Genomic DNA, 25,719 nt, shown 5'->3' with positions numbered 1-25,719 from the left:
CACAGTGCAACACCCCCGACGGGCCCAATCTTGAATGGTCCGAACGGACTATGGGTAAGCGGCAGATCACCCGACGGAGTGATCCGGCGACATGCCCGACCTATCCGGCGATTCGGGTGAAATCAGGAAAGCGCCGGTGCGCGGCCGTCAGAGGGAAGGGCGGGATTCGGACATGAGTCCACCCCATTCGGGAAGGGTGAAAATCAAGCCGGGGGGTTGATGTCGCACCGCGCTCCTGTGACAGTTGGGGTCAGCTTAGGCCAAGGCATTCGCGTGTGTCCGGCGAATGAGAACGTAGGCTGCCCTCCATGGGAAAGAAGCGCTCGGGCGGCGGGCTCACGGGGCCACAGCAGGCCGCCAAGTTCCTCGGGGTGTCCGTTCTCTCCGGAGTCGTACTCGCCGGCATCGCGATCCCGGGCGCAGGCGCGCTGGGACTCGCGGCCAAGGGGACCGTCGAGGGTTTCGACGAGATCCCGGCCAATCTGAAGACCCCTCCGCTGAGCCAGCGCACCACGATTCTGGACGCGGAAGGTGGCTTGATCGCCACCGTCTATTCACGAGACCGGCAGGTGGTCCCCCTCACGGCCATCTCGCCGTACATGCAGAAGGCGATCGTCGCGATCGAGGACTCTCGTTTCTACGAGCACGGCGCGGTCGACCTCAAGGGCATCCTGCGCGCGGTCAACCGCAACGCGCAGGAGGGCGGCGCCGCACAGGGCGCCTCCACGCTGACGCAGCAGTACGTCAAGAACGTCTTCGTCGAGGAGGCCGGCGACGACGAGTCGAAGGTCCGCGAGGCGCAGGAGAAGAGCCTCGGGCGCAAGATCCGCGAGCTGAAGTACTCGATCCAGGTCGAGGAGGAGCTCGGGAAGAAGAAGATCCTCGAGAACTACCTGAACATCACCTACTTCGGCCAGCAGGCGTACGGGATCGAGTCCGCGGCGCAGCGCTACTTCAGCAAGCCGGCCAAGGACCTGACCCTGGAGGAGTCGGCGCTGCTGGCGGGCGTCGTGCAGTCGCCGAGCCGGTTCGACCCGGTGAACGACGCGCAGGAGGCGATGAAGCGCCGCAACGTCGTCCTCCAGCGGATGGCCGACATGAAGGACATCTCGCAGGCCGAGGCCGACGAGGCGAAGCAGAAGCCGGTCCAGCTGAAGGTGACGCGGCCGAAGAACGGCTGCATCACCGCGGTCAAGGGCGCGGGCTTCTTCTGCGACTACGTGCGCAACACCTTCCTGACGGACCCGGTGTTCGGCAAGACCCGCGAGGAGCGCGCGAAGATCTGGAACCAGGGCGGCCTGACGGTCCGCACGACGCTGGACCCGCAGTCGCAGGACGCGGCCAACGCCTCGATCAAGGACCACGTGAACGAGGACGACTCGATCGCGACGGCCGTGACCATGGTCCAGCCGGGCACCGGACGCGTCCTGGCGATGGGCCAGTCGAAGCCGTACGGCTTCGGGAAGAACGAGACCCAGATCAACTACTCCGTGGACAAGCGGATGGGCGGGTCCAACTTCGGCTTCCAGGTCGGTTCGACGTTCAAGCCGTTCATCGCGGCCGCCGCCATAGAGCGGGGCATGGAGCCGACGAAGGTCTACCCGGCGCCGAACAAGATGGAGTACCCGAGCCCGGTGTCGCGCTGCGACGGCTCGAACTGGCAGAACCTCCCGCTCGCCAACGGCAAGCTGCAGACCGCCGAGAACGAGACCTCGGACGAGGTCGGCCCGTACGCGATGAAGACGGCGATGGAGAAGTCCATCAACACGTACTTCGTGCAGATGATCTCCGACATCGGGCTCTGCCCGGTCACGGAGATGACGCAGAAGCTCGGCGTGGTCCCGGCCAGCGGCGTGAAGCTGCCCGAGGAGCCGTCCATCGCGCTCGGCTCCGCCGAGATGTCCCCGCTGACGATGGCCAACGCGTACGCCACCTTCGCCAACCGGGGCGTCTACTGCACCCCGATCGCCCTGGAGTCGATCACCGACGCGCACGGCAAGGCGCTCGCGGTGCCGAAGACCAAGTGCGACCGGGCGATGGCCCAGGACACGGCCGACACCATCAACACCCTGCTGCGCGGCGTGGTCGACTCCGGTACGGGTGAGCGGGCGGGCCTGAGCGACCGGGACAACGCCGGCAAGACCGGTACGACGGACAACCGCTACAACGCCTGGTTCGTCGGCTACACGCCGAACCTGTCCGGAGCGGTGTGGGTCGGTTCGGGCGGCGCGAAGAAGATCACGATGGAGGACATCACCATCGGCGGTCAGTACTACCCGAAGGTCTTCGGCGGTGGTCTGCCGGGCCCGATCTGGAAGGACGCGGTCTCCGGCTCGCTGTCCGGCCGCGAGGCCCCCGGCTTCGTGACGGTCAACATCCCGGAGCCCTCGGTTCCGGGCGGCGGGGGCGGCAACGGGAACGGCAACGGCGGCAACAACGGCGGCCGCAACAACCCGCCGACCCAGCCGTCCAGGCCGGGCAAGCCCTCGAAGCCGGGCAAGCCCGGCGGTGACAACAAGCCGGGCGACAACCGCCCCGGCGGCGCGGGGGCGGCCGGACCCACCGGCGGCCTCTTCGGCGGCGCCACCGGTGGCGGTGGGGGGACCGACCTCCTCACCGGCGGCACCAACGCGGGTGACGGCGGCGCGGAGCCGCAGTAGCGCGACGAAGAAGGGGAGGGCCCCGGCGGATGCTTCCGCCGGGGCCCTCCCCTTCTGTGCTGCCGGTGCCCGGTACCGGTGTCTGCTGCCGGCGCCCGGGGCCGGGCGGCTACGCGAGGTGCTTCTTGACGGCGGCGGCGACCCGGCCGCCCTCCGCCAGACCGGCCACCTTCGGGTTCACGATCTTCATGACGGCGCCCATGGCCCGCGGCCCCTCGGCACCCGCCGCCCTGGCCTCCTCAACGGCCGCCGCCACGATCGCGGCGAGCTCGTCGTCGCCGAGCTGCTTGGGCAGGTAGCCGTCGAGGAACTCGCCCTCCGCGGTCTCGCGCGCGGACTGCTCGGCCCGGCCGCCCTGGGCGAAGGCCTCGGCGGCCTCGCGGCGCTTCTTCGCCTCCTTGGCGATGACCTTGAGGACTTCGTCGTCGGAGAGCACGCGCGCCTCCTTGCCCGCGACCTCTTCCTTGGTGATGGCGGTGAGGGTCAGGCGCAGGGTGGACGAAGCGAGTTCGTCGCGCGCCCTGATGGCGGTGGTGAGGTCTTCCTGGAGCTTGGCCTTGAGCGTGGTCATGCCCTGAAGTCTGCCAGGTGCGGGGGCGGTGGCGCCCGCCGGTTTTCCGGGTCTGCGACGATGGGGGCATGCGCGCGCGTTACGAAGTCCCCCTGAAGGTCACGGCCGGACTCGCGGCGGCGGGGGCCGCCGGAGTGGCCTATGCCGCCGGTTTCGAGGCCCGTTCCTTCCGGCTCCGCCGGGTCACCGTGCCGGTCCTCCCCTCCGGGATGCGACCGCTGCGCGTGCTCCAGGTGTCGGACATCCACATGGTCGGCGGGCAGCGCAAGAAGCGCGCCTGGCTCCAGTCCCTGGCCGGACTGCGCCCCGACTTCGTGGTCAACACGGGCGACAACCTCTCCGACACGGAGGGCGTGCCCGAGGTGCTGGACGCACTGGGGCCGCTGATGGAGTTCCCCGGCGTGTACGTCTTCGGGTCGAACGACTACTACGGGCCCCGGCTGCGCAACCCCGGGCGCTACCTGATCGAGAAGGTGCAGGGCCGGCACGGGCTGAACGGCAACAAGCCGGTCGTCGGCGCCGTCCACAACCCGTGGGAGGACCTGCGGGACGCCTTCGACTCGGCGGGCTGGCTGAACCTCACCAACACCCGGGCCCGGCTCAAGCTGGACGGCCTGGAGCTGGCCTTCACCGGCCTGGACGACCCGCACATCAAGCGGGACCGCTACGAGCGGGTGGCGGGCGGCCCCGAGACGGACGCGGACTTCTCGATGGCCGTCGTCCACGCCCCCTACCTGCGGGTCCTGGAATCCTTCACCGCCGACCGGTACCCGCTGATCCTCGCCGGGCACACCCACGGCGGCCAGCTGTGCATCCCCTTCTACGGGGCCCTGGTCACCAACTGCGACCTCGACACGAAGCGGGTGAAGGGCCTGTCCACGTACGAGGCCGAGGGCCGGCGCGCCTACCTGCACGTGTCGGCGGGCTGCGGCACCAACCGCTTCACCCCGGTCCGCTTCGCCTGCCCCCCGGAGGCGACCCTCCTGACCCTCACCCCGAAGGCCTGACGACCACCTGCGAAAACCGGATTTCGTCTCAGGGCGAGGGTCCGCTAAAGTAATCGATGTCGCCAGGCAGCAAGCCTGCAAGGTGGACATCGGGGTGTAGCGCAGCTTGGCAGCGCGCTTCGTTCGGGACGAAGAGGTCGTGGGTTCAAATCCCGCCACCCCGACTTCGTAATACCAGGTGAGAGCCGGTGCAGAGCAATCTGCACCGGCTCTTTCTGCGTGTGGGTGACTTACCGAGTGACCAATCACCCTCGACACGGCGTCACGCCACCTGGGGAGGGTCTCGGCGTCGAGGACGCCGTATGGGCAGCCGTCGAAGTGAAGGTGTGCAACAAGCAGGGGCCGGACATCAGCAGTGATCAACAGCCCTGGTCGCTGGCCTTTGCCGACGGGACACGGACGCAGACGACCGGGTTGAACGGAGGGGACTTGCCCAAGCCCGAGTACCCGACGCTCCCCACCGTGGTCAAAGCCGGCGACTGCCTCCGCGGAAAGATCCCGTTCCCCGTGCCGAAGGACCAGCGGCCAACGAAGATCGTCTATCGCTCGGCGAGCGCCCTGACGTCCACCGAGTGGGCTGTCCCGGCGTCCTAGGGCCGCCCGGCGACGGCCCGCGCCCAGGGCTCCTTCGGGACGAAGGATGTGGGTTCGGATTTCGCCAATGGGACTGCGGATGGCCGGATCAGGGGGCTGCGATGGTGGGGGTGGCACGAAGTTGAGGGGGGTGTGCAGCAAGCTGACATCGATCTTCGGGTGGGGTGGGGCGGGGCGCTGACAAGGTGGTTCTCACCGGCGAACAGCCGGGCGCAACCGTCCGCTCTTCCATCACACGGAGATTCGAATGAGCGTCAAGAAGATCACCGCAGCCCTGATGCCGGCCACGGCCCTGCTGGTTCTGCTGGTGCCGGCCGAGGCGTACGCGGCCGGGCCGGGGGCCGGGGTGTCGCGGGCTGTCTGTGCGGCGCCGGCCGTCAAGGGTCTGCCGAAGCCGAGCTGCGTCAACGGCTGGCAGTGAGAGGCCGGTGAGCGAGCGGCAACCGTACGAAGTGACCCTGGTCAGGGCCGGTCCGGGGGCCGCGGCGGAGACGACCGTGCTGCGGCTCGTGGGGCTGCTGCCCCCGGACTGGAGCTGCGCCCAACGGGTGGACGGCGACCGGATCCGGATGCTGGTGCACGCCGGGCGGGACGCGGCGGCGGAGGCCGTCCCGGGCTGGCTGGCGCGGACGCTCGCCGACACCGCGTTCCGCGGCTGGAGCCCGGGCGGCGCGGGTACCGGCTAGATCCAGCCGCGCTCGCGGGCGAGCAGCGCGGCGTGCGGGCGGCTGGTGGCGCCGAGGATGCGGAGCACGTCGGCCACGTGGCGGCGGTAGGTGCGGACCGAGATGTCGAGGTTCCGGGCTCCCGTCTCGTCCTTGCCGACGCGGCACAGTTCTTCGAGCACCCGGCGTTCGATCTCCGAGAGGACCTCGTCGGCCCCGTGGCCGTCGCCGGTCAGCAGGGTGAGGTCGACGGCCTGGTCCCAGATCTTCTCGAACAGGGCCAGGATGTTGGAGACCAGACCGGCCTGCTGGGTGACCAGCGCGCCGCGCGCGGTGTTCTCCGGGTCGACGGGGACCAGCGCGGTCTGGCGGTCGTAGACGAGGATCCGCTCCGAGAAGCTCTCCGCGACCCTGATCGACGCGCCCTGTGCGGTGAGTTCGCGCAGATAGGCGACGGTCGGCGGGTGGTCGAGGGCCTCCTTGCGGACGACGCTGCAAAGGCGCACGCCGCGGCGCAGGCAGCGGGTGTCGAGGGGGCGGGAGTGGGCGATGTTGTCGGGTGTGAGGGCCGTGTACGGCTCCACGGAGATGATCTCGTCGCGGGCGAAGAAGGCCAGGTCGTCGATCCGGTCGCGGATCTGGGCCAGCACTTCGAGCCGCTCCACCCCTTGCGGGGCCAGGGACTTCGAACCCCGTTCCGCCTCCAGCTCCGCGATCAGGTGGCGGGACTGGGTGACCTGGCGGAGCTGGTCGTGCAGGACCCGCAGCTGGAGGTCGGTCAGCCGGCCCACGGCCGTTTCCGGGTCGGTGGCGAAGAGCGCCGACCGGTCGCCGCGCAGCAGGCCGAGCCCGTTCAGCCGTTCCTGGGCGGCCTCGACCTCTTCGCGAGGGGCGTGCAGGAGCAGGTGGATGTCCTCCCCGAACGTCCCCGGATTGCGCAGGAAGTGGCGGTAGACCCGCTCCTCCGTGCCCGTGAGTCCGAGTATGAGCAGGCTGGTGCCGTTCACTGTATTGCCCCCCGCAGGACGTGCGTTCTCAGGACCGCGCGGCGTGGGTCAGACGCCGAACGGTTCTCCCTAGTGGAACGCAGGGTAATGCCCAGGTAAAGCCCAAGTCCGGCGTAGCGGCCGAAAGTGACATGAATCATGAACCGTCAACGGGGGAAGTTGCAGTGAAGACATTGGCCGAAAAACATCCGTTGGACTTCTCGGTGCTCACCGGCCGCGAGGTGGAAGTACTCCTCCTGCTGGCCTCCGGGGAGCAGAACCGCAGGCTCGCACGGCACTTGGGCATCGCGGAGCGCACCGTCCGCGCGCACACCGCCAGCATCGTGCGCAAGCTGGACCTCAAGTCGCGCTTCGAGGCGGCGATCGTGGCCCACCTGTACGCGGACGAGATCACCGGCGGCCGGGAGAGCGCCCCGCCCGGCGCCGTCGCCGCCTGACCTCGGGCGCCGTACGGCGTGTACGGCGCGTACGCATGCGAAAGGCCCCTCCGGCCGGTCCGGAGGGGCCTTTCGCGCGGGCGGGGGGGCGTGGCGGCGGTTACGGGAGGGCGCTGGCCACGCCGTCGACGATCATCATCCACATGGGCTGGCCCCCCGTACCGAAGGCCGAGGCCAGGGCATATCCGACGGCGGCGTCCGTCGGCCGGACCTCGGCGTCCTCGCGCCATTCGGCGAGCACCAGTTCGTCCCCGTCGGAGGAGAAGTCACCGAGGTGGCGGCCGTCGCGCGTCAGCCGGCTGCTGGGCACGGAATCGGGGACCAGGCGGTACGCGACGCCCTCGAACTCCACGTCCACCCGGTACGAACGCCTGCTCAGCGCGCCCTTGGCCGGCTTCAGTACGGCCGTGCGCCCGTCGATCGTCATCGTCAGGCGTTCCGGGTCGCGGGTGCCGATGGCGGTCTGCGGGTCCACCTCCGACGCGGGGTCGCGCTCCAGGGCGACGCGGGGGACGCGCTCGCCCTCGACCTCCAGGCGCTCCTGTCCCTCCTGGCGGACGGTGATCGCGCCGAAGCGCACGTCCTGAAGGGGGCTGCGGTCCTGCGGTCCGGCCGCGGGGGCGTTGGCTGCGTCGTTCATGGTTCAAGTCCTTCGGTGCGGTGAGAACCGGCGGTGGGTCACGGGTGACGCCGCCGCAACGATTCTCCGTCGGGGGCGGAGGTCAGCGGACGGAGGCCAGCTGGGTCGCGGCCAGTTCGCGGTACAGCCCGTTGCGTTCCAGCAGCTCGGCGTGCGGGCCGTGGTCGGCGGCCCGGCCGTCGTCGAACAGGACGAGCTGGCGCGCGGAGGTCACCGTGGACAGCCGGTGGGCGATCAGCAGCACCGTGCAGTTCTCGGCGGCCTGCTCGACGGTCTTGCGCAGGGCGAGTTCGCTGTGGCCGTCGAGGTGGGCGGTGACCTCGTCCAGCAGCAGGACCTGCGGTTCGCGCAGCAGCGCGCGGGCGATGGCGAGGCGTTGGCGCTCGCCGCCGGAGAGGGCCAGGCCGCGCGAGCCGACCTCGGTGTCGAGCCCGTCGGGCAGTCCCGCGACGAACTCGTCGAGCAGGGTCTTGCGCAGCACCTCGGCGATGGCCTCCGCGGTGGCGTCGGGCGCCGAGTAGAGGAGGTTCTCGCGGAGGGTGCCGGCGAGCATCGGGGAGTCCTGCTCGACGTAGGCGATGCGGCGCCGCAGATCGGCGCGGGTCAGGGTGCGGATGTCGGTGCCGTCGAGGCGGATGGTGCCGCCGTCGAGGTCGTAGAAGCGCTGGATCAGGGAGAACACCGTGGTCTTGCCCGATCCGGAGGAGCCGATGATCGCCGTGACGGCGCCGGCCGGTGCGGTGAAACTGGCGCCCTTCAAGGTCGGCGTACGGCCCTCGTAGGAGAACCGCAGGTCCTCCACGACCACCTCGGGCGGCGGGCCGGCGGGCCGGGCCGGGGCGAGGTCCACGTCGTCCTCGGTCCGCATCTGCCGCACCTCCTCGATCCGGGCGAGCGCGCCGAGGCCCTGCTGGAGGGAGGTGGTGCCGGAGACCAGCGACAGGATGGGGCCGCCCAGGTTGAACAGGTAGAGCAGGAAGCCGATCAGGGCGGCCAGGTCCAGCGCGCCGGTGGCCACGAGGGCACCGCCGAAGCCGATGACCGCGAGGAACGAGGCCTGGACGACGAGTCCGGCGAGCACGGCGATCATCGCCTGGTAGCGGGCTCCCACCAGGCCCGCGCGGTAGGCGCGTTCGGCGGCCGCGTCGGCGCGCTCGGTCTCCTTGGCCTCCCCGCCGTTCGCCTTGACCGTACGGGCGGCGCCCAGCGCCCGGTCCAGGGCGGCGCCGATCGCGCCGACGGACTCCTGGGCCTGGGTGGTGACCCGGCGGATGCGCGGCATGACCACGCCCATGGCGACACCGACGACGAGCAGGACCACCGACGTGATCCCGAGCAGGGGCAGGCTGGTGACGCCCATCAGGACGACGGTGGCCAGCAGGTGGATCGATCCGTCGACGATCTGGATGAGCCCGCCGGTGGCGGCGTGCTGGACGAGGGTGCTGTCGGAGGTGACCCGGGTGGTCAGGCCACCGGGCTCGACGCGGTCCAGCTCGCTCGTGCGCAGCCGGATCAGGCGGGCGATGAGGCCGCGGCGCACGTGCAGGACCACGCGCTCGGCGGTGCGCTCGCTCAGCCAGGCCTGTCCCCACATGAGGGCGATGGACAGCACCAGCAGGGCGATCAGCAGGGTGAGCTGGTCGCGCAGGCCCGCCCCGGTCATCAGGTTCGTCAGGACGGACTGGATGACCATGGGCTGGGCGAGCCCCGCGGCGCTGGCGAGCAGGGTCAGCAGCAGCACCAGCAGGAGAACACCGCGGTGCGGCCGCGCGTACGAGAGCAGCGCGCGCAGCGCGGGCCGCTCAGCCTTGGGCTGTTCTGCGTCAGAAGTGTTCACACCCGCATTTCTATTCCGCTTCCCGCGCGGGCGGAATTGTCACTTGCGGCAATGCCGCGACGCGGCCGCGAGGAGCCCGGATTTCCACTGACGGGCCCTGCCGGAAACGGAGTTGGCGCTCCGGGCAATGCCGCAAGTGGCAATGGTGCGGGGGTGTGGCGCGGGGTCACCATCGGTCTGTCCCCAGCGGACACCGGCCGCCGCCGCAGGGAAGGGCGGTCCGGGAAGTGAATTCGTCTCCGTACTCCGAAGGAGTTCCGCCATGCAGAACGTCAGCGAGCAGGACCTGTTCGACGGCTACACCGCCTACACCTCCGCCGAAGAGCTCGGCCTGCACGACGGCGCCTCGGCCGGCCCGGCCTTCAGCCCCACCGTCCCGTGGGCGATCCAGGCCACCGTCATCTCCGCCCGCTCCTCGCAGGCCTGCGCCGCCGCCCTCGGCTCGCTCGCCGCGAAGACCGTCGAGAAGAAGTGCTGATCACCGCCTGACCGCGCACGGCGCGCGAGCGCCGCTCGCAGAGCCGGCCCAGCGCAGTACCGCAGTACCGCAGTACCGCAGCAGCGGGACTGCCATCGATAGGGCGCCGGCCGGACCGGCCGGACCGCCCGCCACCAGCGAAACGGGGACCACCCATGCAGAACGTCAGCGAGCAGGACCTGTTCGACGGCTACACCGCCTACACCTCCGCCGAAGAGCTCGGCCTGCACGACGGCGCCTCGGCCGGCCCGGCCTTCAGCCCCACCGTCCCGTGGGCGATCCAGGCCACCGTCATCTCCGCCCGCTCCTCGCAGGCCTGCGCCGCCGCCCTCGGCTCGCTCGCCGCGAAGACCGTCGAGAAGAAGTGCTGATCACCGCCTGACATCGGGGACCGGCCGGCCCCGCGCGCCACGGCGTCGCGGCGCCCGGCCGGCGCCGGCGCCGACGGCGACGCCGGCACGGACCGAACGAGGAGTGGAGGAGGAGAGATGGACGACGGTTTCAAACGGGTCCTCGTCGTGGGGACCGGGGCACTCGGGGTGGCTTTCCTCCCCTTCTGGATCAACTGGCTGCGCAATTCCCACCCCGATACGGAATTCCGGATCGCACTGACCCGTTCCGCCCTGCGGTTCGTTTCCGCGGACGCGGTGGCGGTGCTGTCCGGCACGGAAGTGTTCATCGACGACTGGAACGAATTCTCCGGCGTCGACGTCCCCCACGTGGAACTCGCGCGCTGGGCGGACCTCGTCCTCGTCCACCCGGCCACGCTGCACTTCGTCGGCCGCTACGCCCTCGGCATCACCGACACCCCGCTGCTGCTCGCGCTCCAGTCCACCCGGGCGCTGGTGGGCGTCGCCCCCTCCCTGCCGCCCGCGGCCCACGAGAGTCCCGTCGTACGGGGACACCTGGACGTGCTGCGCGCCCGGCCCGGGGTGGTCCTCGCGCCGACGGTCCCCGCCGTCAGCGCGAGCACCGGAGAGCTGGAGGACGGCGGCTCGGCCCCGCTCAACGAGCTGTACGCCCTGTGCGCGGCCCGCGCCGCCGCCGTGCGGGGGGAGGCCGGATGACCGCCCCGGAACTGCTCGGCCTCGACGTGCTCGCGGAGTACGGTACGGGGCTCCAGACCACCCGGGTGTTCCGCGCTCCCGACGGCGGCTTCCTGTGGTGGCAGGGGCCCGGCGCGCAGGCCGGGGGCCCGCTGACCGCACCCGCCGCCGCGCTCGTGCCCCGGCCGCCCGACGGGGGCGCGGCCGCGCTGCTGACCCTGCCCGAGGAGGTGGGCGGCGGGCTCCTGCACCGGGTCGCCGGTCCGGCTTCGGCCGCCGCCTGGCTGCGGGACTTCCGGCCCGGGGCGCGCACCCTGGTGGCCCACGCGCTGGCCTCGGCGGCCCGCTCCCTGCGCGCGCTGCACGCCGTACGGGTGCCGAGGCCCGGGGGGCCCGCGCTCGGCACCCCGCCCGGGCTGACGCGGCTGCGCGACTGGGCCCGCGGCGACGGGGAGCTGCGCGAACGGGCGCTGGCGCACTGGGGCGCCGGGCGGCTGGAGCGGCTGCTCGACTGGGCCGACGACCTGTCGCCCGAACCCGGCGCGACGCCCGGCACGGAGCCCGCCGCCGGGTTCCTGGTCCACGGCTGGGCCTCGCTCGGCGCACTGGTGCCGCCCGCGAGCCGCGGCCGGTCGGCCCTGCTGACCGGGGAGGACCTCGCCGCCGGGCGCCCCGAACTGGACCTCGGCTGGCTGCTCGGCGAACTCGTGGAGCTGGCCTGGGCCCGGCCCCCGCGTGACGCGTCGGACCTCCAGCGGGCGCTGCTGGACGCCTACGGGCCCGGCCCCGACCCGGTCCGCACCGGACGCTCCGCCGTCCTGCGCATCGTCACGCACATGCAGGACTTCGCCACCTACCGGGGGTGGGACGACGAACTCCTGGGCCACATCGCGTTTACCGCCGAGCTGATCGACGAAGAGGGCCGCCGCGCGGTCCCCCAGGGAGAGTCATGACCACAGCGTCCCCGACCGAACCGCAGCCCGCGCTGCTGCGCTACCAGCCCACCGCCCTGGACACCGTGCCCGAGGTGGACGAGCTGCTGCGGCGGCTCGGCCTCGGCGCCTTCGTGCCGGACGGCCTCACCGCCTTCGGGGGCCGCAACGACAACTGGGCGGGCACCACGACCAGCGGCGAGCGGGTCTTCGTCAAGAGCGTCGCCCGCGCGGCCGACGGCAGCAGCCCCGAGCTGGACCGCTCGCTGGCCTACGAGGCCCTCGCGGCCCGGCTGCCCGCGGACTCCCCGCTGCGCTCCCCCGCCCACCTCGGCGTCCACCGGGAAGCCGCCCTGGGCGCCTACCGGCTGCTCTCGGGCGCCCGCTCCGGCTCCGAGGTCGCCCTGGACGGGGACTTCGACGAGGAGCTGTGCCGGGCCGCGGGCCGGGCCGTCGCCACCCTGCACGGTCTGGACCCCGCGGACGCCGGACTCGAACTCGACCGGGGCGAGGCCCCGCTGCCGCCGCTGGGCTGGCTGGAGGCCTTCCCGTGGGCCGCGCTGCACGACCGCAGCATGGCGCAGATCGCCGCCTGGAAACTGGTCCAGGACGACGCCGAGGTGGTCGCCGCGCTCGGGCTGCTGCGGGAACGCGAGCGGGCCGCCGTCCCCACCCCGGCCCACTGCGACCTGCGCTTCGACCAGTTCATCCTGCACGGGGGCGCGCTTCACCTCTGCGACTGGGAGGAGTTCCGGATCGCCGACCCGGCCCGCGACGTCGGCGCGTTCATCGGCGAATGGCTCTTCCAGGCCACCTACTCGGTGTTCGCCCCGACCGGCGAGCGGGGCGCGGAGCCGGAGCCGGAGCCCGCGCCCGGCTTCGAGCTCACGCACGAGGAGATCGTCGCGCGGGGCTCGGCCAGCCTGCGCCGCCACGTCCCGTACGTGGAGGCCTTCTGGCAGGGCTACCTCGACTGCCGCGCACCCGACGCGGGCCTGGCCGAACGGGCCGTCGGCTTCGCGGGCTGGCACATGTACGACCGGCTGATCGCCACCGCCCAGGCGCATGCCGTCCTCAGCCCGGTGGCCCGCGCGGCGGCCGGCATCGGCCGGGTCCTGCTGCTCAATCCGTCCGCGGCCGTCGCCACGCTGCGGCTCGACACCCCCTCCGGGAGCTCCCGATGACCGCCACCGACACGCTCGTCCTCGCCCCGAGGCTGGCGGCCGCCCTCGACCTGGTCTCCGTACGGCAGGACGCGCTCCGCGCCACCGTCGCCGGGCACGAGATCAGTGCCGACAGCCCGCGGGACCTGCGCGGGCGCCTGAGCAACGCGCTGTACGAGGAGTTCCACGCGGGCAACGGCGCCCGGCGCCGCGAACCGGGCGGCGCCCCCCGGCGCAGCCTGCGCGACCCGGCCCTGGAGGAGCGGCTCGCGGCGGGCGTGCCGCACGCCTGGACGCCGACGCCGGGCCGGCTGATCGAGGTGCTGCGCCGTCCCGGCGGCGACCAGCTCGTCGTACGGCTGCCGGACATCACCGCCCGGGTGCCCGCCGACCGGCTGCTCGGCCACGGGGGCCCCGGAGCCGGTCCCCGCCCGGGAGACCTGGTGGAGCTGGCGCTGGAGGCCGCCCGGCCCGCGCTGTCGCCCGGCTTCTTCTACGTGATGGGCTCGCGGGCGCTGCCCCGTCCCGCCGGGACCATCCGCCGGATCTTCCTGCACGCCCTGGACGCGGACGGGGCGACGGCCCTGTGGTCGGCCGCGCTGGCGGCCCTGGAGGGGGCCGGCGCGCTGTACCACGCCAAGGTCCTCTCCGATCCGGACGACTTCCCGCGCCGCGACGGGGTGGTCGTCTACCTGCACGGCGACCACGAGCCGGGCGAACGCGCGGTGGTCGAGGCGGTGCGGGGGCTGCCCGGGACCGGTCCGGACACCTCGCTGTTCACCGAGCGCCTCGCGCCGGGCGTCGCGGCGGCCTGGGACCCGCGCGACCCGCGGCCGGGCCAGGGCGGCATGAGCTTCGGGCAGCACCGCGGCTTCGCGCTGGCCACGGCACTGGTCGACCACGCGCTGGCGGCCGCCGCGGGCGGATCCCTCCAGGAGCGGATCGCGGCGGAGTTCAGGGCGGCGGGGATCGATCCGCTGCACCCGGAGAACAACATCCCGGCGCACCCGACGAGTTACGCGAGCCACGTGAACCCCGGAGCCCCCACGAAGCCCGTGAACCCCACGAACTCCACGAACCCCACGAACTCCACGAACTCCACGACGGAGGGGAACTGACATGAGCGACACCACGACGCGGGACACGGACGCCGCCCCGGACGCGAGCGGACTCGGCACCGTCATCACCACCGCGTACAGCGACGCCCTCGCCGAGGTCTACGACGACATCTATCCGGGTACCTCCGAGATCGCCGACTACCTGTCGACGATCGCGGAGCCCGGTGCGAGCGTCCTCGAACTCGGTGTGGGCACCGGCCGGGTGGCGCTACCGCTGGCCGACGCGGGCTTCGAGGTGCACGGCATCGACACCTCCGAGGGCATGCTCGCCCGGTTGGCCGCGAAGGACCCGCAGGGGCGGATCACCACGGTGCTCGGGGACCTCGCCCGCCTGGACCTGGGCCGCACCTTCGACGTGGTGCTGGCGCCCTTCAACGTCCTGTGCTGCGCGATGGCGGTCGACGAACAGATCGCGCTGATGCACGCGGTGGCCCGGCACACCGCTCCCGGCGGACACGTGGTGATCGAGACCTTCGACCCGAGCGACTACCACGTGCAGCGCAAGAGCGCGATCACCACCCGTCCGGCCGGCGGCCGCGGCGTGGTCATCGAGTCGCTGGAGGTGCTCCCCGCCTCCCAGAACATGCTGCTGAACAGCACGCTCTTCCTCGACGGCGGCGCGCCCGTCTCCTCCTCCACGGTCATGCGCTACCTGTGGCCGAGCGAGCTGGACCTGCTGGCCGCCATCGCCCGCCTGGAGCTGGCCGACCGCTATTCCGGCTGGCAGGAGCAGCCCTTCGACGGCGGTGACAGCCGCAAGATGTGCGTCTCCGTCTTCCGGCCGCTGGCATGAGTCCGTGGGCCGGCCGGCTGTCGAACGGCCTCGCGCTGACGGTGGAACGCCCCCCGGGCGAGGGCAGCGGGCTGGTCTGCGTCGCCCTGACCGTGGCGGCGGGCGGCGACCACGACCCGAAGGGCGCGCACGGCACGGCCCACCTGGTGGAACACCTGCTCTTCCCGCGCGCGGCGGACGGCGCGGACCCGGACGGTCACGTCGCCCGGATCGCGGGCGCGGGCGGGGTCTGCAACGCCGAGACCCACCGCGACCACACCGTCTTCCACACCACCGTGCCGGCCGGGATGCTCCCCGCCGTCCTGGAGTGGGAGGCACAGCGGCTGCTCGGCTTCGCCCCCGAGGAAGCGGTGGTGCGTACGGAGACGGCCGTGATCGCGGAGGAGATCCGCGGCGCCGCGGCCGCCGGGCGGGCCTGGGAGGCCGCCCTGGGGGCGCTCCACCCGGGCCGCCGCGACAGCTTCGGCACCCCCGCCGAGCTGGCCCGGGTCACCGCCGGGGACGCGGCGGCCTTCTTCAGCCGCCACTACCGGGCCGGGGCGATGGCCCTGTCGGTGGCCGGGGACGTGGACCCGGACCGGGTCGCGGACTCGGCGGCCGCACTGTTCGGGGGCCTTCCGGGGGGCGGGCTCCCGCCGCGCCACGAAGGCGCCCCGGCGGGCCCGGGCGTGGCCGGCGACGGCACCCCGGCCGTGATCCGGACGGCGCCGCTGGCTTCCCCCGTCAGCGGCGCCGCCCTCGGCCATCCGCTGCCCGACCCCGTCGCCGACCGGCACGGCTACCTGGCGCACGTGGTCCTGGCCGAGGTGCTCGGACGCGGGGTCCTGCCGCGGTTCAGCCGGCGCGATCCCCGCGTCGCGTCCGCCCGGATCACCTGCGGGTACCACGGACAGTGGCTCGGGTCGGCCGCCCCGGACCTGGCCCTCGTCCTGCTGGCCTGCGCCCCCGGGGCGTCCCCCGCCGAAGCGGCCGACAGCTGGCCCGAGGTGCTCGCGGAGGTGGCCGCACGTCCCCCCGCCCCGGCGGAACACCGGCGCGCCCTCAACTCCCTGCTGCTGGCCTGCCACCGCGCGGCCGACTCCCTCACCTCGCGCGCCGTCGCCCACGGGCGCGCCGCGCTGCTCTTCCCCGGCGCGCCGGGCGCCGGCCTCCCCCACGAGCTGGCCCGGGTGACCCCGGCCGACGTGTCCGGGGCCGCCCGCGCCCTGCTGGCCGGGCCCCGCTCGGTGACCGAACTCGGAGGAACCCGGTGAACCGCGACACCGCCGACACGCTGCTCGGCAACGGCCTGCGGGTGCTCGCCGTCCACTCCCCCGGCGCGCCGCTCGCCGAGCTGCGGCTGGTGCTCCCGTACGCCCGTACCGGTCCGCCCGGGCCCGGGGACGCGCAGGAGCTGCTCGCCGCCTGTCTCGGTACGGGGACCACGGCGGGCGGCGGCACCCGGCAGGACATCGCCGACCGGGCCGCCGACCTGGGCGCCGAGCTCAGCACGGTCGTCACCGCCGAGTCGCTGGTGATGGGCGCGAGCGTGCTCCGCCCGGGGCTGGGCGGGGCGCTGGAACTCCTGGCCGACCTGCTGCTGCGCCCCGCGTACCGCGAGGACGAACTCGCCGTGGCCCGCCGGCGGTCGGCCGCCGTCACCCGGACGCCGGGCCCCCGGCAGCGGCTGCGGCGGGCCCTGCTGACCCGGGCGTTCGGCGCCCACCCGCTGACGGCCGCCCCGGCGGCCGGCCGGGCCGAGGACGGGGCGCGGCCCGACGGCGGGGCGCGGCCCGACGGCGCCGCGCCGGACGCCGCCGCGCTGCACCGGCTGCACGCGCGGGCGGTCGTCCCCGGCGGGGCCGTCCTGCTGGTCCTGTCCGGCGAGTCCCCCGACACCGTGACCGCCCTGGTGCGGCGGCACCTCGACGGCTGGACCGGCGGCCCGTCCGGGCTGCTGCTGCCGCCGTTCGCCCGGTCCGCCCCGCTGCCGGGCCGGCTCGCCCTGACCGGACCGGCCGCTGCTGACCCGGGTCAGGCCCTGGTCCTGGCCGCCGGTCCGGCCGTCCCCGAGGCCGACCCGGCCCACGCCCCGCTGCACCTGGCGCAGCTGGTCCTCGGCGGGCACGCCTCCTCGCTGCTGGTGCGCCGGATCCGCGACCGGCACGGGCTGGCGTACGCGGTCCACGCCGAGCTGCGCGGCAACCGGGCCGGGCACTGGCTGGAGGTCGAGTGCGCCGGCGCACCCGGCAGCTCCGGCCGGATGGCCGCCGAGGTCACGGCCTGTCTGCGGGAACTCGCCGAGGACGGCCCCGCCCCGGGGGAGGTCGAGCGGGCCCGCGCCTACGCCGCCGGGTTCACCCGGTTCGCGCTGGCCACCCGGACCGAGGAGGCGAGCGCGCTGGCCGGGTTCGCCGCCGCCGGACTGCCCCTGGACTGGCTGGAGTCGTACCGGGCAGCGCTCGCCCGGGTGACGTACGCCCAGGTCGCCGAGGCCGCCGCGTGGTTCCTCGACCCGGCCGGCTTCCTCGTCTCCACCCTCGACACCGCGCCCGGCCCCGGCCCCGGCCGCGACTCCGACTCCGACTCCGACTCCGAAAGCGAACGGTGGACGCCGTGACCGCCCCGCACCCCGACCCGCGGCTGCCCGCCGTGCTCTATCCGCTCCAGCCCGACCACCCCGAGCTCGTCGCCCCCTTCGCCGCGCTCGCCGGGCGCAGCGGTGCCCGCCGGCTGTGGCTGTGCCAGTCCTTCAAGGCCGAGCCCCACCAGGTCCTGGCCCACCTGGCCGGGATGGGCCACGCCGTCCCGGTCGGCACGAGCGTGACCCTGCTGCCGCTGCGCCACCCCTACGAGGCCGCGCTCCAGGCGCGCTCGCTCGCGCTGGTCACCGGCCGTCCGGTCGTCGCGGGCTTCGGCATCGGCAACCCCGGCTTCGTGGCGGGGCTCACCGGCAGCCCGTACGCGAGCCCCCGTACGGCCGTCCGGGACTACCTGTCCACCGTGCGGGCCCTGCTCGACGGGCGGACCGTCGCCCTCGAAGGCCCGTACCACCGGATGCACGGGGGCCTGATGCCGCTGGACCACGAGCCGGTCGAGGTCGGCGCCGGGGTGTTGCGGCCGGGCATGGCGCGCACCGCCGGGGAGGTCGCGGACGTGGCCATCACCTGGATGACCCCGCCCTCCTACCTGGCGGACACGCTCCGTCCGGCCCTGGAGGAGGGCGCCCGGGAGCGGCCCGCCGCCCCCCGGATCGCGACCGCCGTGCACGTGGCGCTGACCCGTCCCGGGCGGGACCCGCGCCGCCTCGCGCTGGCCGCCGCCGGGGAGCACCTGAAGGCCCCGCACTACGCGGACATGCTGCGCCGGGCCGGAGTCGGCGTGGACCCGCACGATCCGGCGGGGACGGCGAGGGCGCTGCTGGAGCGTCAGGTCGTCCTCACCGGCAGCGCGCAGGAGGTCGCGGAGGCCCTGGAGGCGTACCGGCGGGCCGGAGTCGACGAGATCATGCTCAACCCCTCGGGCGTCCTGCTGACCGAAGGGGTGCACGCGGCCGTCGCCGACCTGGAGGAGATCCTCGCGGCCTGCGACAGGATCCTGCCGCCGCCCCCGCAGGAACCTGCGCTCTGACGGGCCCGCCGGGCGCCCCGCCCGCTGGTGGGATGGGAGCGTCCCCCGAACCCCGCCGGGACCCGCCTCAGGTCCCGTTCGAACAGGAAGAAGATCCGTGAACAGCAGGGAACACCCGCTCCCGCCCGAGGGCGCCGGCGTGACGCTCTCGGGCATCAGCAAGAGGTTCGGCGGCCACCAGGCCCTCGACGGCGTCTCCTTCGAGCTGCGGCCGGGCAAGGTCACCGGTCTGCTCGGCCCCAACGGCGCGGGCAAGTCCACCCTGTTGCGGATCCTGCTCGGCCTCGCCCGCCCCGACAGCGGCACCGCCCGGGTGCTGGGCGCGGAGCCCGGGACGGGCCCCGGCCACGGGCGGCGGATCGGCGCCGTCATGGACTCGGTGGGCTTCGCGCCCCGGCTGACCGTACGCCGCCAGCTGGAGGTGTCGGCCCGGGCTCTCGGGCTCCCCGGGGCCCGTGTCGACGAGGTGCTCGCGCAGGTCGGCCTGGAGGGCGACGCGGCCCGCAGGCGCACCGGCGCCTGCTCCACCGGCATGCGCCAGCGCCTGGCGCTCGCCGTGGCGCTGCTCCCGGACCCCGGGCTGCTCGTCCTCGACGAGCCGCTCAACGGCCTCGACCCGGACGGCATCCGCTGGATGCGCCGGCTCGTCGAGGGCGCCGCCGCCGAGGGGCGCACCGTGCTGATGGCGAGCCACCTGCTGTCGGAGGTCGAGCAGAGCGTCGACGACATCGTCGTGCTGCGCCGCTCGGTCCTGTTCACCGGCACCCTGCGGGACCTGGTCCGCCGGGGCGGGGGCCGCCTGGAGGACGCGTACTTCGGACTCGTGGACGGCGCCGACGGCTCCGCCCCCGCCGGTCCCCGCTACGGCCGGGAGGCCTCTCGTGCGTAACGCGGTGCGGCACCAGATCGCCGCCGAAATCCTGAAGGCCCGCTCCGGCGCGGCCCTGCCCGGACTGCTGCTGATCGCCGTGGCGCTGGGCCTCCTCGGTCAGCTGGGCGTCGTCTACGCCGCCGAGGACCTGGCGGGCAGCGCCGCCGAGACCTCCCACCGGGTGATGAACCTGGCCGGGTCGGCGAGCCTCTTCGCCACGCTCTTCGGCGCCCTGCTCGTGACGGGCGAGTACAAATGCGGCGCGATGGGCCGCAGCGTCCTGTACGCCCCCGGGCGCAGTGCCGTCGTCGGGGCGAAGCTGCTGGTGGCGGGCGTGTACGGGGTGTTCTTCGGGCTGGTCTGCGTGCTCTGCTCGCTGGCGGCCGGGGCGGCCCTGTTCGGGGCGCGGGACGCCTCGCTGGTGCTGGACGGCGGGACCTGGCGGACCGCGGCGGCGGTCGTCGGCGTGTGCGCGCTGGCCGGGCCGTGGGGCGCGGCGGTCGGGTTCGTCGTGCGCAGCCAGCTCGTCGCGGTGATCGGGCTGCTGATGTGGGGGACGGTCGGCCAGCTGACGGTGCTGAGCCAGTTCCCGCAGCTGGGCCGCTTCCTTCCCGACGGGGCGCAGCTCGCCGTGCTGGGCGACGCGTCGAGCTTCCCGGACGGGCTGGCCGCCCCGTACGCGCTGCTGGTCCTCCTCGCGTGGGGAGCCGGGATGGCGCTGCTCGCCCAGCGGCTGTTCGTCCGCCGCGACGTGTGACACCGGGCTCCGGCCGCGCCCCGCACCGCCCGCTGCGCGCCCCGCCTCCCGCTCCGGCGGCTGAGGTGCGGCGCGGGGCGGGCGGTGTTGCAATGCGTGGAGGGCTCCGCCGGACGGGCGGGCCGCCCGGGCACGGGTGAGGAGGGACATGGGCGACGCGTCCGGCCGACGGCGAAGCACAGGGCTCCCGGGCCTCCTGGCCCGCACCATCGGGGCGCCCGTCCTGCTGACCGGGCTCTACTACGTGGCCCCGCTGGAGCGGGGCTTCGGCGCGGCGACCGTGCTGGCGCTGCTGGCCGGGCTGGCCCTGTTCGCGGCCCTGGTGACCTGGCAGGTCTCCGCCATCGCCCGGTCGGAGCATCCGCGGCTGCGCGTACTGGAGGCGCTGGCCACCGCACTGCCGCTGTTCCTGGTGCTGTTCTCGGCCTCCTACTTCCTGCTCTCGGGCCAGCGCCCGGAATCGTTCTCCGAGCCGTTGAGCCGCACCGACGCCCTCTACTTCACGGTGTCGGTGTTCGCGACGGTCGGCTTCGGCGACATCGTGGCGGTGGACGGGCCCGGCCGGGTACTGGCGACCGTCCAGATGGTGGCCGACCTCGTCGTGGTGGGGCTCGTCGCCAAGGTGCTCTTCGGCGCGGTGCAGGTCGGACTGACCCGCCGGCCGGGAAGGAGCGGACCGTGAGCTCCGCGCAACCCGTGGAATCGGCCCGGCTGGCCGACGTACTGAAGGGTCCCGGCTACCTGAAGACGCTGCTGCTCGGCGCGCTCGTGGGCGTGCCGGTCTCGCTGGTGTCCTTCTGGTTCCTCGCCGGGATGCACGAGTTGCAGCACGTGCTGTGGTCGACCCTGCCGCACTCCCTCGGCTGGGACGCGCCGCCCTGGTGGTGGCCGCTGCCGCTGCTGCTGGTCTCCGGTGTCCTGGTCGGTCTGGTCGTCACGCACCTGACCGGCGCGGGCGGGCACATCCCCGCCAACGGCATGGCGATGGGCGGCGCCTCGACGGCCGTGCTGCCCGGGGTGGTGCTGGCGGCCGCCGCGAGCCTGCCGCTGGGCGCCGTGCTGGGCCCGGAGGCGCCGCTGATCGCCCTCGGCGGCGGGCTCGCGCTGCTGCTGCGGGACCTCGCGCGAGGGCCCTCGACGCCTCAGACGACCGCGCTGCTGGGCGCGGCGGGCGCCGCCGCGGCCATCGCGGCCATCTTCGGCAGCCCGCTGATCGCGGGGGTGCTCCTCATCGAGCTGGTGGGGGTGGGCGGGGTCAGGCTGTTCGCGGTCATGCTGCCCGCCCTGCTCTCCAGCGGGCTGGGCGCCCTGGTGTTCACCGGGTTCGGGAGGTGGACCGGCCTGGAGACGGGCGGCCTGACCACGAAGCTGCCCGGGACGTTCACCCGGCTGGACGCCCCGGACGTGGCCTGGGGACTGCTCATCGCCGTGCTCGTGGCCGTCGTCCAGCACCGGGCGATGTCCACGGGCCGGGCCGTGGCCGCGTACGTCGCGGGGCGGCCGCTGATGCGGACCACGCTGTGCGCGCTCGGCGCGGGCGTCTGCGCGGCGGTGTACGCGCTGAGCACCGGCCGCGATCCGCAGGAGGTGGCCTCCTCCGGGCAGGCGACCATGGCGACGCTGACCGCCGATCCCCACGCGTGGGGCATCGGCGCCCTGATAGCCGTCCTGCTGTGCAAGGCCGTCGGCTACAGCCTCTGCCTCGGTAGCCTGCGCGGCGGCCCGGTCTTCCCCGCGCTGTTCCTCGGCGCGGCGACGGGCCTGCTGCTGTCACCGCTGCCGGGCCTGGACCTCGTCCCCGCCGTGGCGGCGGGCCTGGCGGCCGCCGCGGCGGGCGTCCTGCGCCTCCCGGTCAGCAGCGCGCTCCTGGTGACGGTCCTGCTGGGCAACCTGGCGGTCACCCCCCTGATCATCCTCGCGGTGGTGGCCTCCCTCATCACCACGGAACTCCTTCCGGCCGGCCCCCCGAAGGCCCTCCCCCCGGCGAAGGCGTGAGCGGCGGGCGGCTCGCCCGGAAGGGGGTCAGGGACGGGGTCAGGGACGGGCGCTCGGGATGAAATCCACCTGCGACGGGGCTTCGCCCGGCCAGGACAGCCGGGTCGGCGCGGGCGGGGTCTCGGCCAGGACGCTGCCGCGCGCGACCACCCACCGCGGCCTGACCTGACGGCGGACCGCCTCCTCGGGCGTGGGGGCCGGCAGCAGGACGAAGGAGGCGGGAGCTCCCTCGGCGATGCCGTACTGCGAGGCGTCGAGTCCGAGGACGCGCGCCGCACGGTCCGTCACCATCGAGAACGCGACCGGGATCTCGTCCGCCCCGGTGAGCTGGGCGGCGTAGAGGCCGACGAGGGCGGTCTGGAGCGGATTGGCGGTGCCGAGGGCGTTCCAGGGGTCCATCACGTCGTCGTGGCCGAAGGCCACGTTGACCCCGGCGGCCAGCATCTCCTTGACCTGGGTCAGGCCGCGCCGCCGCGGGTAGGCGTCGAAGCGGCCCTGGAGGTTGAGGTTGGCGAAGGGGTTGGCGACCAGGCTGATGCCCGAACGGGACAGCAGCCGCTGCAGCTTGTAGCTGTACGCGCCGTTGTAGGAGCCCATCGCCGTGGTGTGCGAGGCGGTCGCGCGGGCGCCGAGCCCCGAGCGCAGGGCGAGGGTGGCCAGCACCTCCACGAAGCGGGACTGCTCGTCGTCGATCTCGTCGCAGTGGGCGTCGACGCGCAGCCCGTGCTCCTCGGCGAGCGCGAAGGCGGTCCGCAGCGAGGCGACCCCGTCCTCCCGGGTGTCCTCGAAGTGCGGGATCGCCCCGACGACGTCGGCCCCGCGCCGTACCGCCTCGCGCAGCAGCGCCTCGCCGTCCGGGAAGGAGACGATGCCCTCCTGCGGGAAGGCCACGATCTGGAGGGTCATGACGTCCCGCACCCGGTCGCGGACCTCCAGCAGCGCGTCGAGCGCGGTGAGGGAGGGATCGGTGACGTCACAGTGGGTGCGCACGTGCAGCACGCCGTTGGCCGCCTGCCAGCGCAGCACCTGCGTGGCCCGCGCCACCACGTCCTCGCGGGTCAGGGTCCGCTTGCGCTCGCTCCAGCAGGCGATGCCCTCCCAGAGGGTGCCGGAGGCGTTGGGGCGCGGCTGCCCCGCGGTCAGGGCGGTGTCCAGGTGGATGTGCGGTTCGACGAAGGGGGCGGTGAGCAGGCCGCCGTGGGCCTCGATGAGCACGCCGGTCGCGGGCGGTTCCTTCTGGTCGTCGTACGGGATCACCCGCGCGATGCGGCCGTCCTCGGCGACCTCCACGTCGGACAGGCCATCGGTGTGGAGCAGCCGGGCACCCCGGACGATCATCCGCATGCGGCCAGCGTAAGCGGGCGGGCCGCTGTTTCACGTGAAACATCGGGCCGCCCGCCCGCTGTGGCGCGTGGCGGGGGTCAGCCGCGCTTGGCCTGGGCCTTCTGCTGCATGCCCCTGGTCTTCGCGGAGACGGACTGGACGTCGCGGACCGCGGCCTTGGCGCGTGCCTCGGCCGCGGTGTTCTTCGCCAGCGCGCGCTCGGAATCCTGGTGGCCGTGGTGACCGGTACGAGCCTTCTTCGCCATGATCAACACCCTCTCGGCTGCCGTGGTCGTACCCCCACCACGATGCTCTTCCGCGCCCCCGTCGGCATCCGGGGCCGCCCCGGCCGCCGCATCACACCCGCCGGTGCGGCAAGAATGGAGGGCATGACCAGCGACAGCGATCTGACCCCCGGCGCAGCCGCCGAGACGCCCGAGATGCCCGATTGGGAGAAGCGCTTCCGGGCGCCTCGCGTGGGGCTCCCCGACTGGGCGGAGGACGCCCCGGACCGCTCGCTCTTCGTCTCGAACGCCACCGGGACCTACGAGCTCTACGCCTGGGACCGTGCCACCGGCTCCCAGCGCCAGGCCACCGACCGTCCCAACGGCACCACCGACGGCACCCTCTCCCCCGACGGCGAGTGGATCTGGTGGTTCTCCGACACCGACGGCGACGAATTCGGCACCTGGGTGCGCCAGCCCTTCGCGGGCGGACCCGACGAACCCGCCACCCCCGGCCTGGAGCCCTCCTATCCGGCCGGACTCGCCATCGGCCGTGACGGCACGGCCGTCGTCGGCCGGTCCACCGACGAGGACGGCTCCACCCTCCACGTCGTACGCCCCGGCGGCGACCCGACCGTCATCTACCGCCACCGCGAGTCGGCCGGCGTCGGCGACCTGTCCCACGACGGGAGCCTGCTCGCCATCGAGCACACCGAGCACGGGGACGCGATGCACTCGTCGCTGCGCGTGGTCACCCTCGACGGCGAGACCGTGGCCGAGCTCGACGACTCGCGCGGCGGGACCGTGGAGCTCGGCCTGGAGGTGCTCGGCTTCGCCCCGGTCGCCGGCGACACCCGCCTCCTCGTCGGCCACCAGCGGCGCGGCCGCTGGGAGCCGATGGTGTGGGACGTCGCCACCGGCACCCAGGAGGACCTCGCGGTCGACCTGCCCGGCGACGTGAGCGCCGAGTGGTACCCGGACGGCTCCGCCCTGCTCGTCGCGCACAGCTTCGAGGCCCGCAGCGAGCTGTGGCGCTACGAGCTCTCCGCGCGCGAGCTCCGGCGCGTCGACACGCCCCCCGGCACGGTGTCGGGCGCAACGGCCCGGCCGGACGGCACGGTGGAGTACCAGTGGTCCTCGGCGGCCGAGCCGGCCTCCGTACGGTCCACCGCGGGCGGCGTCGTCCTCGACCCGCCCGGTTTCCGGCCCCCGGGCTCGGTGCCGGTCGAGGACGTGTGGGTGGAGGGCCCCGGCGGGCGGATCCACGCGCTCGCGCAGCGCCCGTCCGGCCACGGCGAGGGCCCCTTCCCGACGATCTTCGAGATCCACGGCGGCCCGACCTGGCACGACAGCGACTCCTTCCTGGCCACTCCGGCGGCCTGGCTGGACCACGGTTTCGCCGTGGTCCGGGTCAACTACCGCGGTTCCACCGGCTACGGCCGGGAGTGGACCGACGCCCTCAAGCACCGCGTCGGCCTGATCGAGCTGGAGGACGTCGCCGCCGTCCGGGAGTGGGCCGTGGCCTCCGGGCTCGCCGACCCGGACCGCCTGGTGCTGTCCGGCGGTTCCTGGGGCGGGTACCTGACGCTGCTGGGCCTGGGCACCGAGCCGGACGCGTGGGCGGTGGGGCTGGCCGCCGTACCGGTGGCCGACTACGTGACGGCGTACCACGACGAGATGGAGGCGCTGAAGGCCCTGGACCGCACCCTCTTCGGCGGAACGCCGGAAGAGGTCCCGGAGCGTTTCGCGGCCTCCTCTCCGCTGACGTACGTCGACGCGGTCAAGGCCCCCGTCCACATCGCGGCGGGTGTCAACGACCCGCGCTGTCCGATCCGGCAGATCGACAACTACGTCGACCGGCTCGCGGCGCGCGGCGCCGTCCACGAGGTGTACCGCTACGACGCGGGCCACGGCTCGCTGGTCGTGGAGGAGCGGATCAAGCAGGTCCGCATGGACCTGGAATTCGCGCTCAAGCACCTGCCCCGCTGAGCC

General features: G+C 73.8%; 27 protein-coding genes and 1 tRNA gene. 22 read left to right on the top strand and 6 right to left on the bottom strand.

Features of this window, described 5'->3' with window-relative positions; all coding sequences use genetic code 11:
- The first annotated feature begins 308 nt into the window (after positions 1-308).
- On the top strand, positions 309-2,660 hold the full coding sequence (locus tag ACGFXC_RS15320) for a transglycosylase domain-containing protein (RefSeq protein ID WP_393712946.1): 2,352 nt from the start codon (positions 309-311) through the stop codon (positions 2,658-2,660).
- A gap of 109 nt (positions 2,661-2,769) precedes the next feature.
- Here the strand turns inward: ACGFXC_RS15320 and ACGFXC_RS15315 are convergent, their stop codons facing one another.
- Positions 2,770-3,231: a GatB/YqeY domain-containing protein gene (locus ACGFXC_RS15315; protein WP_393712944.1), complete on the bottom strand. Its 462-nt coding sequence runs from the start codon at positions 3,229-3,231 to the stop codon at positions 2,770-2,772.
- A gap of 68 nt (positions 3,232-3,299) precedes the next feature.
- Here ACGFXC_RS15315 and ACGFXC_RS15310 point away from each other — a divergent pair, with 68 nt between their 5' ends.
- From ACGFXC_RS15310 to ACGFXC_RS15290, 5 genes are all read left to right on the top strand, one after another.
- Positions 3,300-4,238, top strand: a complete 939-nt coding sequence (locus ACGFXC_RS15310; RefSeq protein ID WP_393712942.1) for a metallophosphoesterase — start codon at positions 3,300-3,302, stop codon at positions 4,236-4,238.
- A 90-nt stretch (positions 4,239-4,328) separates the two neighbouring features.
- Positions 4,329-4,402: transfer RNA gene (locus ACGFXC_RS15305), tRNA-Pro, on the top strand.
- 73 nt (positions 4,403-4,475) lie between these two features.
- Positions 4,476-4,832: a hypothetical protein gene (locus tag ACGFXC_RS15300; protein ID WP_393712940.1), complete on the top strand. Its 357-nt coding sequence runs from the start codon at positions 4,476-4,478 to the stop codon at positions 4,830-4,832.
- Positions 4,833-5,079: 247 nt separating this feature from the next.
- The gene (locus tag ACGFXC_RS15295) at positions 5,080-5,253 is read left to right on the top strand and encodes a hypothetical protein (RefSeq protein ID WP_393712939.1); all 174 of its coding nucleotides are present in this window, start codon (positions 5,080-5,082) and stop codon (positions 5,251-5,253) included.
- 7 nt (positions 5,254-5,260) lie between these two features.
- The gene (locus ACGFXC_RS15290) at positions 5,261-5,518 is read left to right on the top strand and encodes a hypothetical protein (protein WP_393712937.1); all 258 of its coding nucleotides are present in this window, start codon (positions 5,261-5,263) and stop codon (positions 5,516-5,518) included.
- Here ACGFXC_RS15290 and ACGFXC_RS15285 read toward each other — a convergent pair.
- The gene (locus ACGFXC_RS15285; protein WP_393712935.1) at positions 5,515-6,504 is read right to left on the bottom strand and encodes a helix-turn-helix transcriptional regulator; all 990 of its coding nucleotides are present in this window, start codon (positions 6,502-6,504) and stop codon (positions 5,515-5,517) included. The two genes, ACGFXC_RS15290 and ACGFXC_RS15285, sit on opposite strands and share 4 nt — an antisense overlap.
- 191 nt (positions 6,505-6,695) lie before the next feature.
- Here ACGFXC_RS15285 and ACGFXC_RS15280 point away from each other — a divergent pair, with 191 nt between their 5' ends.
- Positions 6,696-6,941, top strand: coding sequence for a helix-turn-helix transcriptional regulator (locus tag ACGFXC_RS15280; protein WP_393712933.1), 246 nt, complete (start codon positions 6,696-6,698; stop codon positions 6,939-6,941).
- A 100-nt stretch (positions 6,942-7,041) separates the two neighbouring features.
- On the opposite strand, the gene ACGFXC_RS15275 is transcribed toward ACGFXC_RS15280, so the two are convergent.
- Positions 7,042-7,581 (bottom strand): hypothetical protein, encoded by a 540-nt coding sequence (locus ACGFXC_RS15275; protein ID WP_393712931.1) that lies wholly within the window; start codon positions 7,579-7,581, stop codon positions 7,042-7,044.
- A gap of 82 nt (positions 7,582-7,663) precedes the next feature.
- Positions 7,664-9,418 (bottom strand): ABC transporter ATP-binding protein, encoded by a 1,755-nt coding sequence (locus tag ACGFXC_RS15270; protein WP_393712929.1) that lies wholly within the window; start codon positions 9,416-9,418, stop codon positions 7,664-7,666.
- Between the two features lie 262 nt (positions 9,419-9,680).
- Between ACGFXC_RS15270 and lxmA (ACGFXC_RS15265) the strand changes: the two genes are divergently transcribed.
- From lxmA (ACGFXC_RS15265) to ACGFXC_RS15200, 14 genes are all read left to right on the top strand, one after another.
- The gene (gene lxmA, locus ACGFXC_RS15265; RefSeq protein WP_393712927.1) at positions 9,681-9,896 is read left to right on the top strand and encodes a lexapeptide family class V lantibiotic; all 216 of its coding nucleotides are present in this window, start codon (positions 9,681-9,683) and stop codon (positions 9,894-9,896) included.
- 155 nt (positions 9,897-10,051) lie between these two features.
- Entirely contained in the window at positions 10,052-10,267 is a 216-nt protein-coding gene (gene lxmA, locus ACGFXC_RS15260) for a lexapeptide family class V lantibiotic (protein WP_393712927.1), read from the top strand.
- A 117-nt stretch (positions 10,268-10,384) separates the two neighbouring features.
- On the top strand, positions 10,385-10,963 hold the full coding sequence (lxmD, locus tag ACGFXC_RS15255; RefSeq protein ID WP_393712925.1) for a peptide terminal cysteine decarboxylase LxmD: 579 nt from the start codon (positions 10,385-10,387) through the stop codon (positions 10,961-10,963).
- On the top strand, positions 10,960-11,895 hold the full coding sequence (locus ACGFXC_RS15250) for a hypothetical protein (RefSeq protein ID WP_393712923.1): 936 nt from the start codon (positions 10,960-10,962) through the stop codon (positions 11,893-11,895). The genes lxmD and ACGFXC_RS15250 overlap by 4 nt, the downstream gene beginning before the upstream one ends.
- Positions 11,892-13,058, top strand: a complete 1,167-nt coding sequence (gene lxmK, locus ACGFXC_RS15245; RefSeq protein ID WP_393712921.1) for a class V lanthionine synthetase subunit LxmK — start codon at positions 11,892-11,894, stop codon at positions 13,056-13,058. The genes ACGFXC_RS15250 and lxmK overlap by 4 nt, the downstream gene beginning before the upstream one ends.
- Complete coding sequence (locus ACGFXC_RS15240; RefSeq protein ID WP_393712919.1) at positions 13,055-14,155, top strand: T3SS effector HopA1 family protein; 1,101 nt, start codon at positions 13,055-13,057, stop codon at positions 14,153-14,155. The genes lxmK and ACGFXC_RS15240 overlap by 4 nt, the downstream gene beginning before the upstream one ends.
- Position 14,156: 1 nt before the next feature.
- Positions 14,157-14,948 (top strand): class I SAM-dependent methyltransferase, encoded by a 792-nt coding sequence (locus tag ACGFXC_RS15235; RefSeq protein ID WP_393712917.1) that lies wholly within the window; start codon positions 14,157-14,159, stop codon positions 14,946-14,948.
- Entirely contained in the window at positions 14,945-16,201 is a 1,257-nt protein-coding gene (locus ACGFXC_RS15230; RefSeq protein WP_393712915.1) for a M16 family metallopeptidase, read from the top strand. Before ACGFXC_RS15235 ends, ACGFXC_RS15230 begins: the two co-directional genes overlap by 4 nt.
- On the top strand, positions 16,198-17,547 hold the full coding sequence (locus ACGFXC_RS15225) for a M16 family metallopeptidase (RefSeq protein ID WP_393712913.1): 1,350 nt from the start codon (positions 16,198-16,200) through the stop codon (positions 17,545-17,547). Before ACGFXC_RS15230 ends, ACGFXC_RS15225 begins: the two co-directional genes overlap by 4 nt.
- On the top strand, positions 17,544-18,557 hold the full coding sequence (gene lxmJ / locus ACGFXC_RS15220) for a F420-dependent peptide dehydroalanine reductase LxmJ (RefSeq protein ID WP_393712911.1): 1,014 nt from the start codon (positions 17,544-17,546) through the stop codon (positions 18,555-18,557). Before ACGFXC_RS15225 ends, lxmJ begins: the two co-directional genes overlap by 4 nt.
- A 97-nt stretch (positions 18,558-18,654) precedes the next feature.
- Complete coding sequence (locus ACGFXC_RS15215) at positions 18,655-19,446, top strand: ABC transporter ATP-binding protein (RefSeq protein ID WP_393712910.1); 792 nt, start codon at positions 18,655-18,657, stop codon at positions 19,444-19,446.
- Positions 19,439-20,185 (top strand): ABC transporter permease, encoded by a 747-nt coding sequence (locus tag ACGFXC_RS15210; protein WP_393712909.1) that lies wholly within the window; start codon positions 19,439-19,441, stop codon positions 20,183-20,185. Before ACGFXC_RS15215 ends, ACGFXC_RS15210 begins: the two co-directional genes overlap by 8 nt.
- Positions 20,186-20,333: 148 nt before the next feature.
- Positions 20,334-20,867, top strand: coding sequence for a potassium channel family protein (locus ACGFXC_RS15205; RefSeq protein WP_393712907.1), 534 nt, complete (start codon positions 20,334-20,336; stop codon positions 20,865-20,867).
- Positions 20,864-22,180 carry a chloride channel protein gene (locus tag ACGFXC_RS15200; protein WP_393712905.1) on the top strand — a complete coding sequence of 439 codons (1,317 nt, stop codon included), beginning with the start codon at positions 20,864-20,866 and terminating at the stop codon, positions 22,178-22,180. The genes ACGFXC_RS15205 and ACGFXC_RS15200 overlap by 4 nt, the downstream gene beginning before the upstream one ends.
- A gap of 39 nt (positions 22,181-22,219) precedes the next feature.
- Here the strand turns inward: ACGFXC_RS15200 and codA are convergent, their stop codons facing one another.
- Complete coding sequence (gene codA / locus ACGFXC_RS15195) at positions 22,220-23,524, bottom strand: cytosine deaminase (protein ID WP_393712903.1); 1,305 nt, start codon at positions 23,522-23,524, stop codon at positions 22,220-22,222.
- A gap of 77 nt (positions 23,525-23,601) precedes the next feature.
- Complete coding sequence (locus ACGFXC_RS15190; RefSeq protein ID WP_393712901.1) at positions 23,602-23,769, bottom strand: hypothetical protein; 168 nt, start codon at positions 23,767-23,769, stop codon at positions 23,602-23,604.
- Positions 23,770-23,892: 123 nt separating this feature from the next.
- On the opposite strand from ACGFXC_RS15190, the gene ACGFXC_RS15185 reads away from it, so the two are divergent.
- Positions 23,893-25,716 (top strand): prolyl oligopeptidase family serine peptidase, encoded by a 1,824-nt coding sequence (locus ACGFXC_RS15185; RefSeq protein ID WP_393712899.1) that lies wholly within the window; start codon positions 23,893-23,895, stop codon positions 25,714-25,716.
- Positions 25,717-25,719 lie beyond the last annotated feature (3 nt).

It is taken from the genome of Streptomyces sp. NPDC048507 (assembly GCF_043199995.1).
GTDB lineage: Bacteria > Actinomycetota > Actinomycetes > Streptomycetales > Streptomycetaceae > Streptomyces.
The sequence above is the reverse complement of the archived record's forward strand: the minus strand, read 5'-3'. Positions and strand labels throughout refer to the sequence as shown.

What these genes read in the sequence shown, in the direction of transcription:
- ACGFXC_RS15320 (WP_393712946.1), top strand. Translation starts at nt 309, where the DNA reads ATGGGAAAGAAGCGCTCGGGCGGCGGGCTCACGGGGCCACAGCAGGCC.
- ACGFXC_RS15315 (WP_393712944.1), bottom strand. Translation starts at nt 3,231, where the DNA reads ATGACCACGCTCAAGGCCAAGCTCCAGGAAGACCTCACCACCGCCATC.
- ACGFXC_RS15310 (WP_393712942.1), top strand. Translation starts at nt 3,300, where the DNA reads ATGCGCGCGCGTTACGAAGTCCCCCTGAAGGTCACGGCCGGACTCGCG.
- ACGFXC_RS15295 (WP_393712939.1), top strand. Translation starts at nt 5,080, where the DNA reads ATGAGCGTCAAGAAGATCACCGCAGCCCTGATGCCGGCCACGGCCCTG.
- ACGFXC_RS15275 (WP_393712931.1), bottom strand. Translation starts at nt 7,581, where the DNA reads ATGAACGACGCAGCCAACGCCCCCGCGGCCGGACCGCAGGACCGCAGC.
- lxmA (WP_393712927.1), top strand. Translation starts at nt 9,681, where the DNA reads ATGCAGAACGTCAGCGAGCAGGACCTGTTCGACGGCTACACCGCCTAC.
- lxmA (WP_393712927.1), top strand. Translation starts at nt 10,052, where the DNA reads ATGCAGAACGTCAGCGAGCAGGACCTGTTCGACGGCTACACCGCCTAC.
- lxmD (WP_393712925.1), top strand. Translation starts at nt 10,385, where the DNA reads ATGGACGACGGTTTCAAACGGGTCCTCGTCGTGGGGACCGGGGCACTC.
- ACGFXC_RS15250 (WP_393712923.1), top strand. Translation starts at nt 10,960, where the DNA reads ATGACCGCCCCGGAACTGCTCGGCCTCGACGTGCTCGCGGAGTACGGT.
- lxmK (WP_393712921.1), top strand. Translation starts at nt 11,892, where the DNA reads ATGACCACAGCGTCCCCGACCGAACCGCAGCCCGCGCTGCTGCGCTAC.
- ACGFXC_RS15240 (WP_393712919.1), top strand. Translation starts at nt 13,055, where the DNA reads ATGACCGCCACCGACACGCTCGTCCTCGCCCCGAGGCTGGCGGCCGCC.
- ACGFXC_RS15235 (WP_393712917.1), top strand. Translation starts at nt 14,157, where the DNA reads ATGAGCGACACCACGACGCGGGACACGGACGCCGCCCCGGACGCGAGC.
- ACGFXC_RS15230 (WP_393712915.1), top strand. Translation starts at nt 14,945, where the DNA reads ATGAGTCCGTGGGCCGGCCGGCTGTCGAACGGCCTCGCGCTGACGGTG.
- ACGFXC_RS15205 (WP_393712907.1), top strand. Translation starts at nt 20,334, where the DNA reads ATGGGCGACGCGTCCGGCCGACGGCGAAGCACAGGGCTCCCGGGCCTC.
- codA (WP_393712903.1), bottom strand. Translation starts at nt 23,524, where the DNA reads ATGCGGATGATCGTCCGGGGTGCCCGGCTGCTCCACACCGATGGCCTG.
- ACGFXC_RS15190 (WP_393712901.1), bottom strand. Translation starts at nt 23,769, where the DNA reads ATGGCGAAGAAGGCTCGTACCGGTCACCACGGCCACCAGGATTCCGAG.
- ACGFXC_RS15185 (WP_393712899.1), top strand. Translation starts at nt 23,893, where the DNA reads ATGACCAGCGACAGCGATCTGACCCCCGGCGCAGCCGCCGAGACGCCC.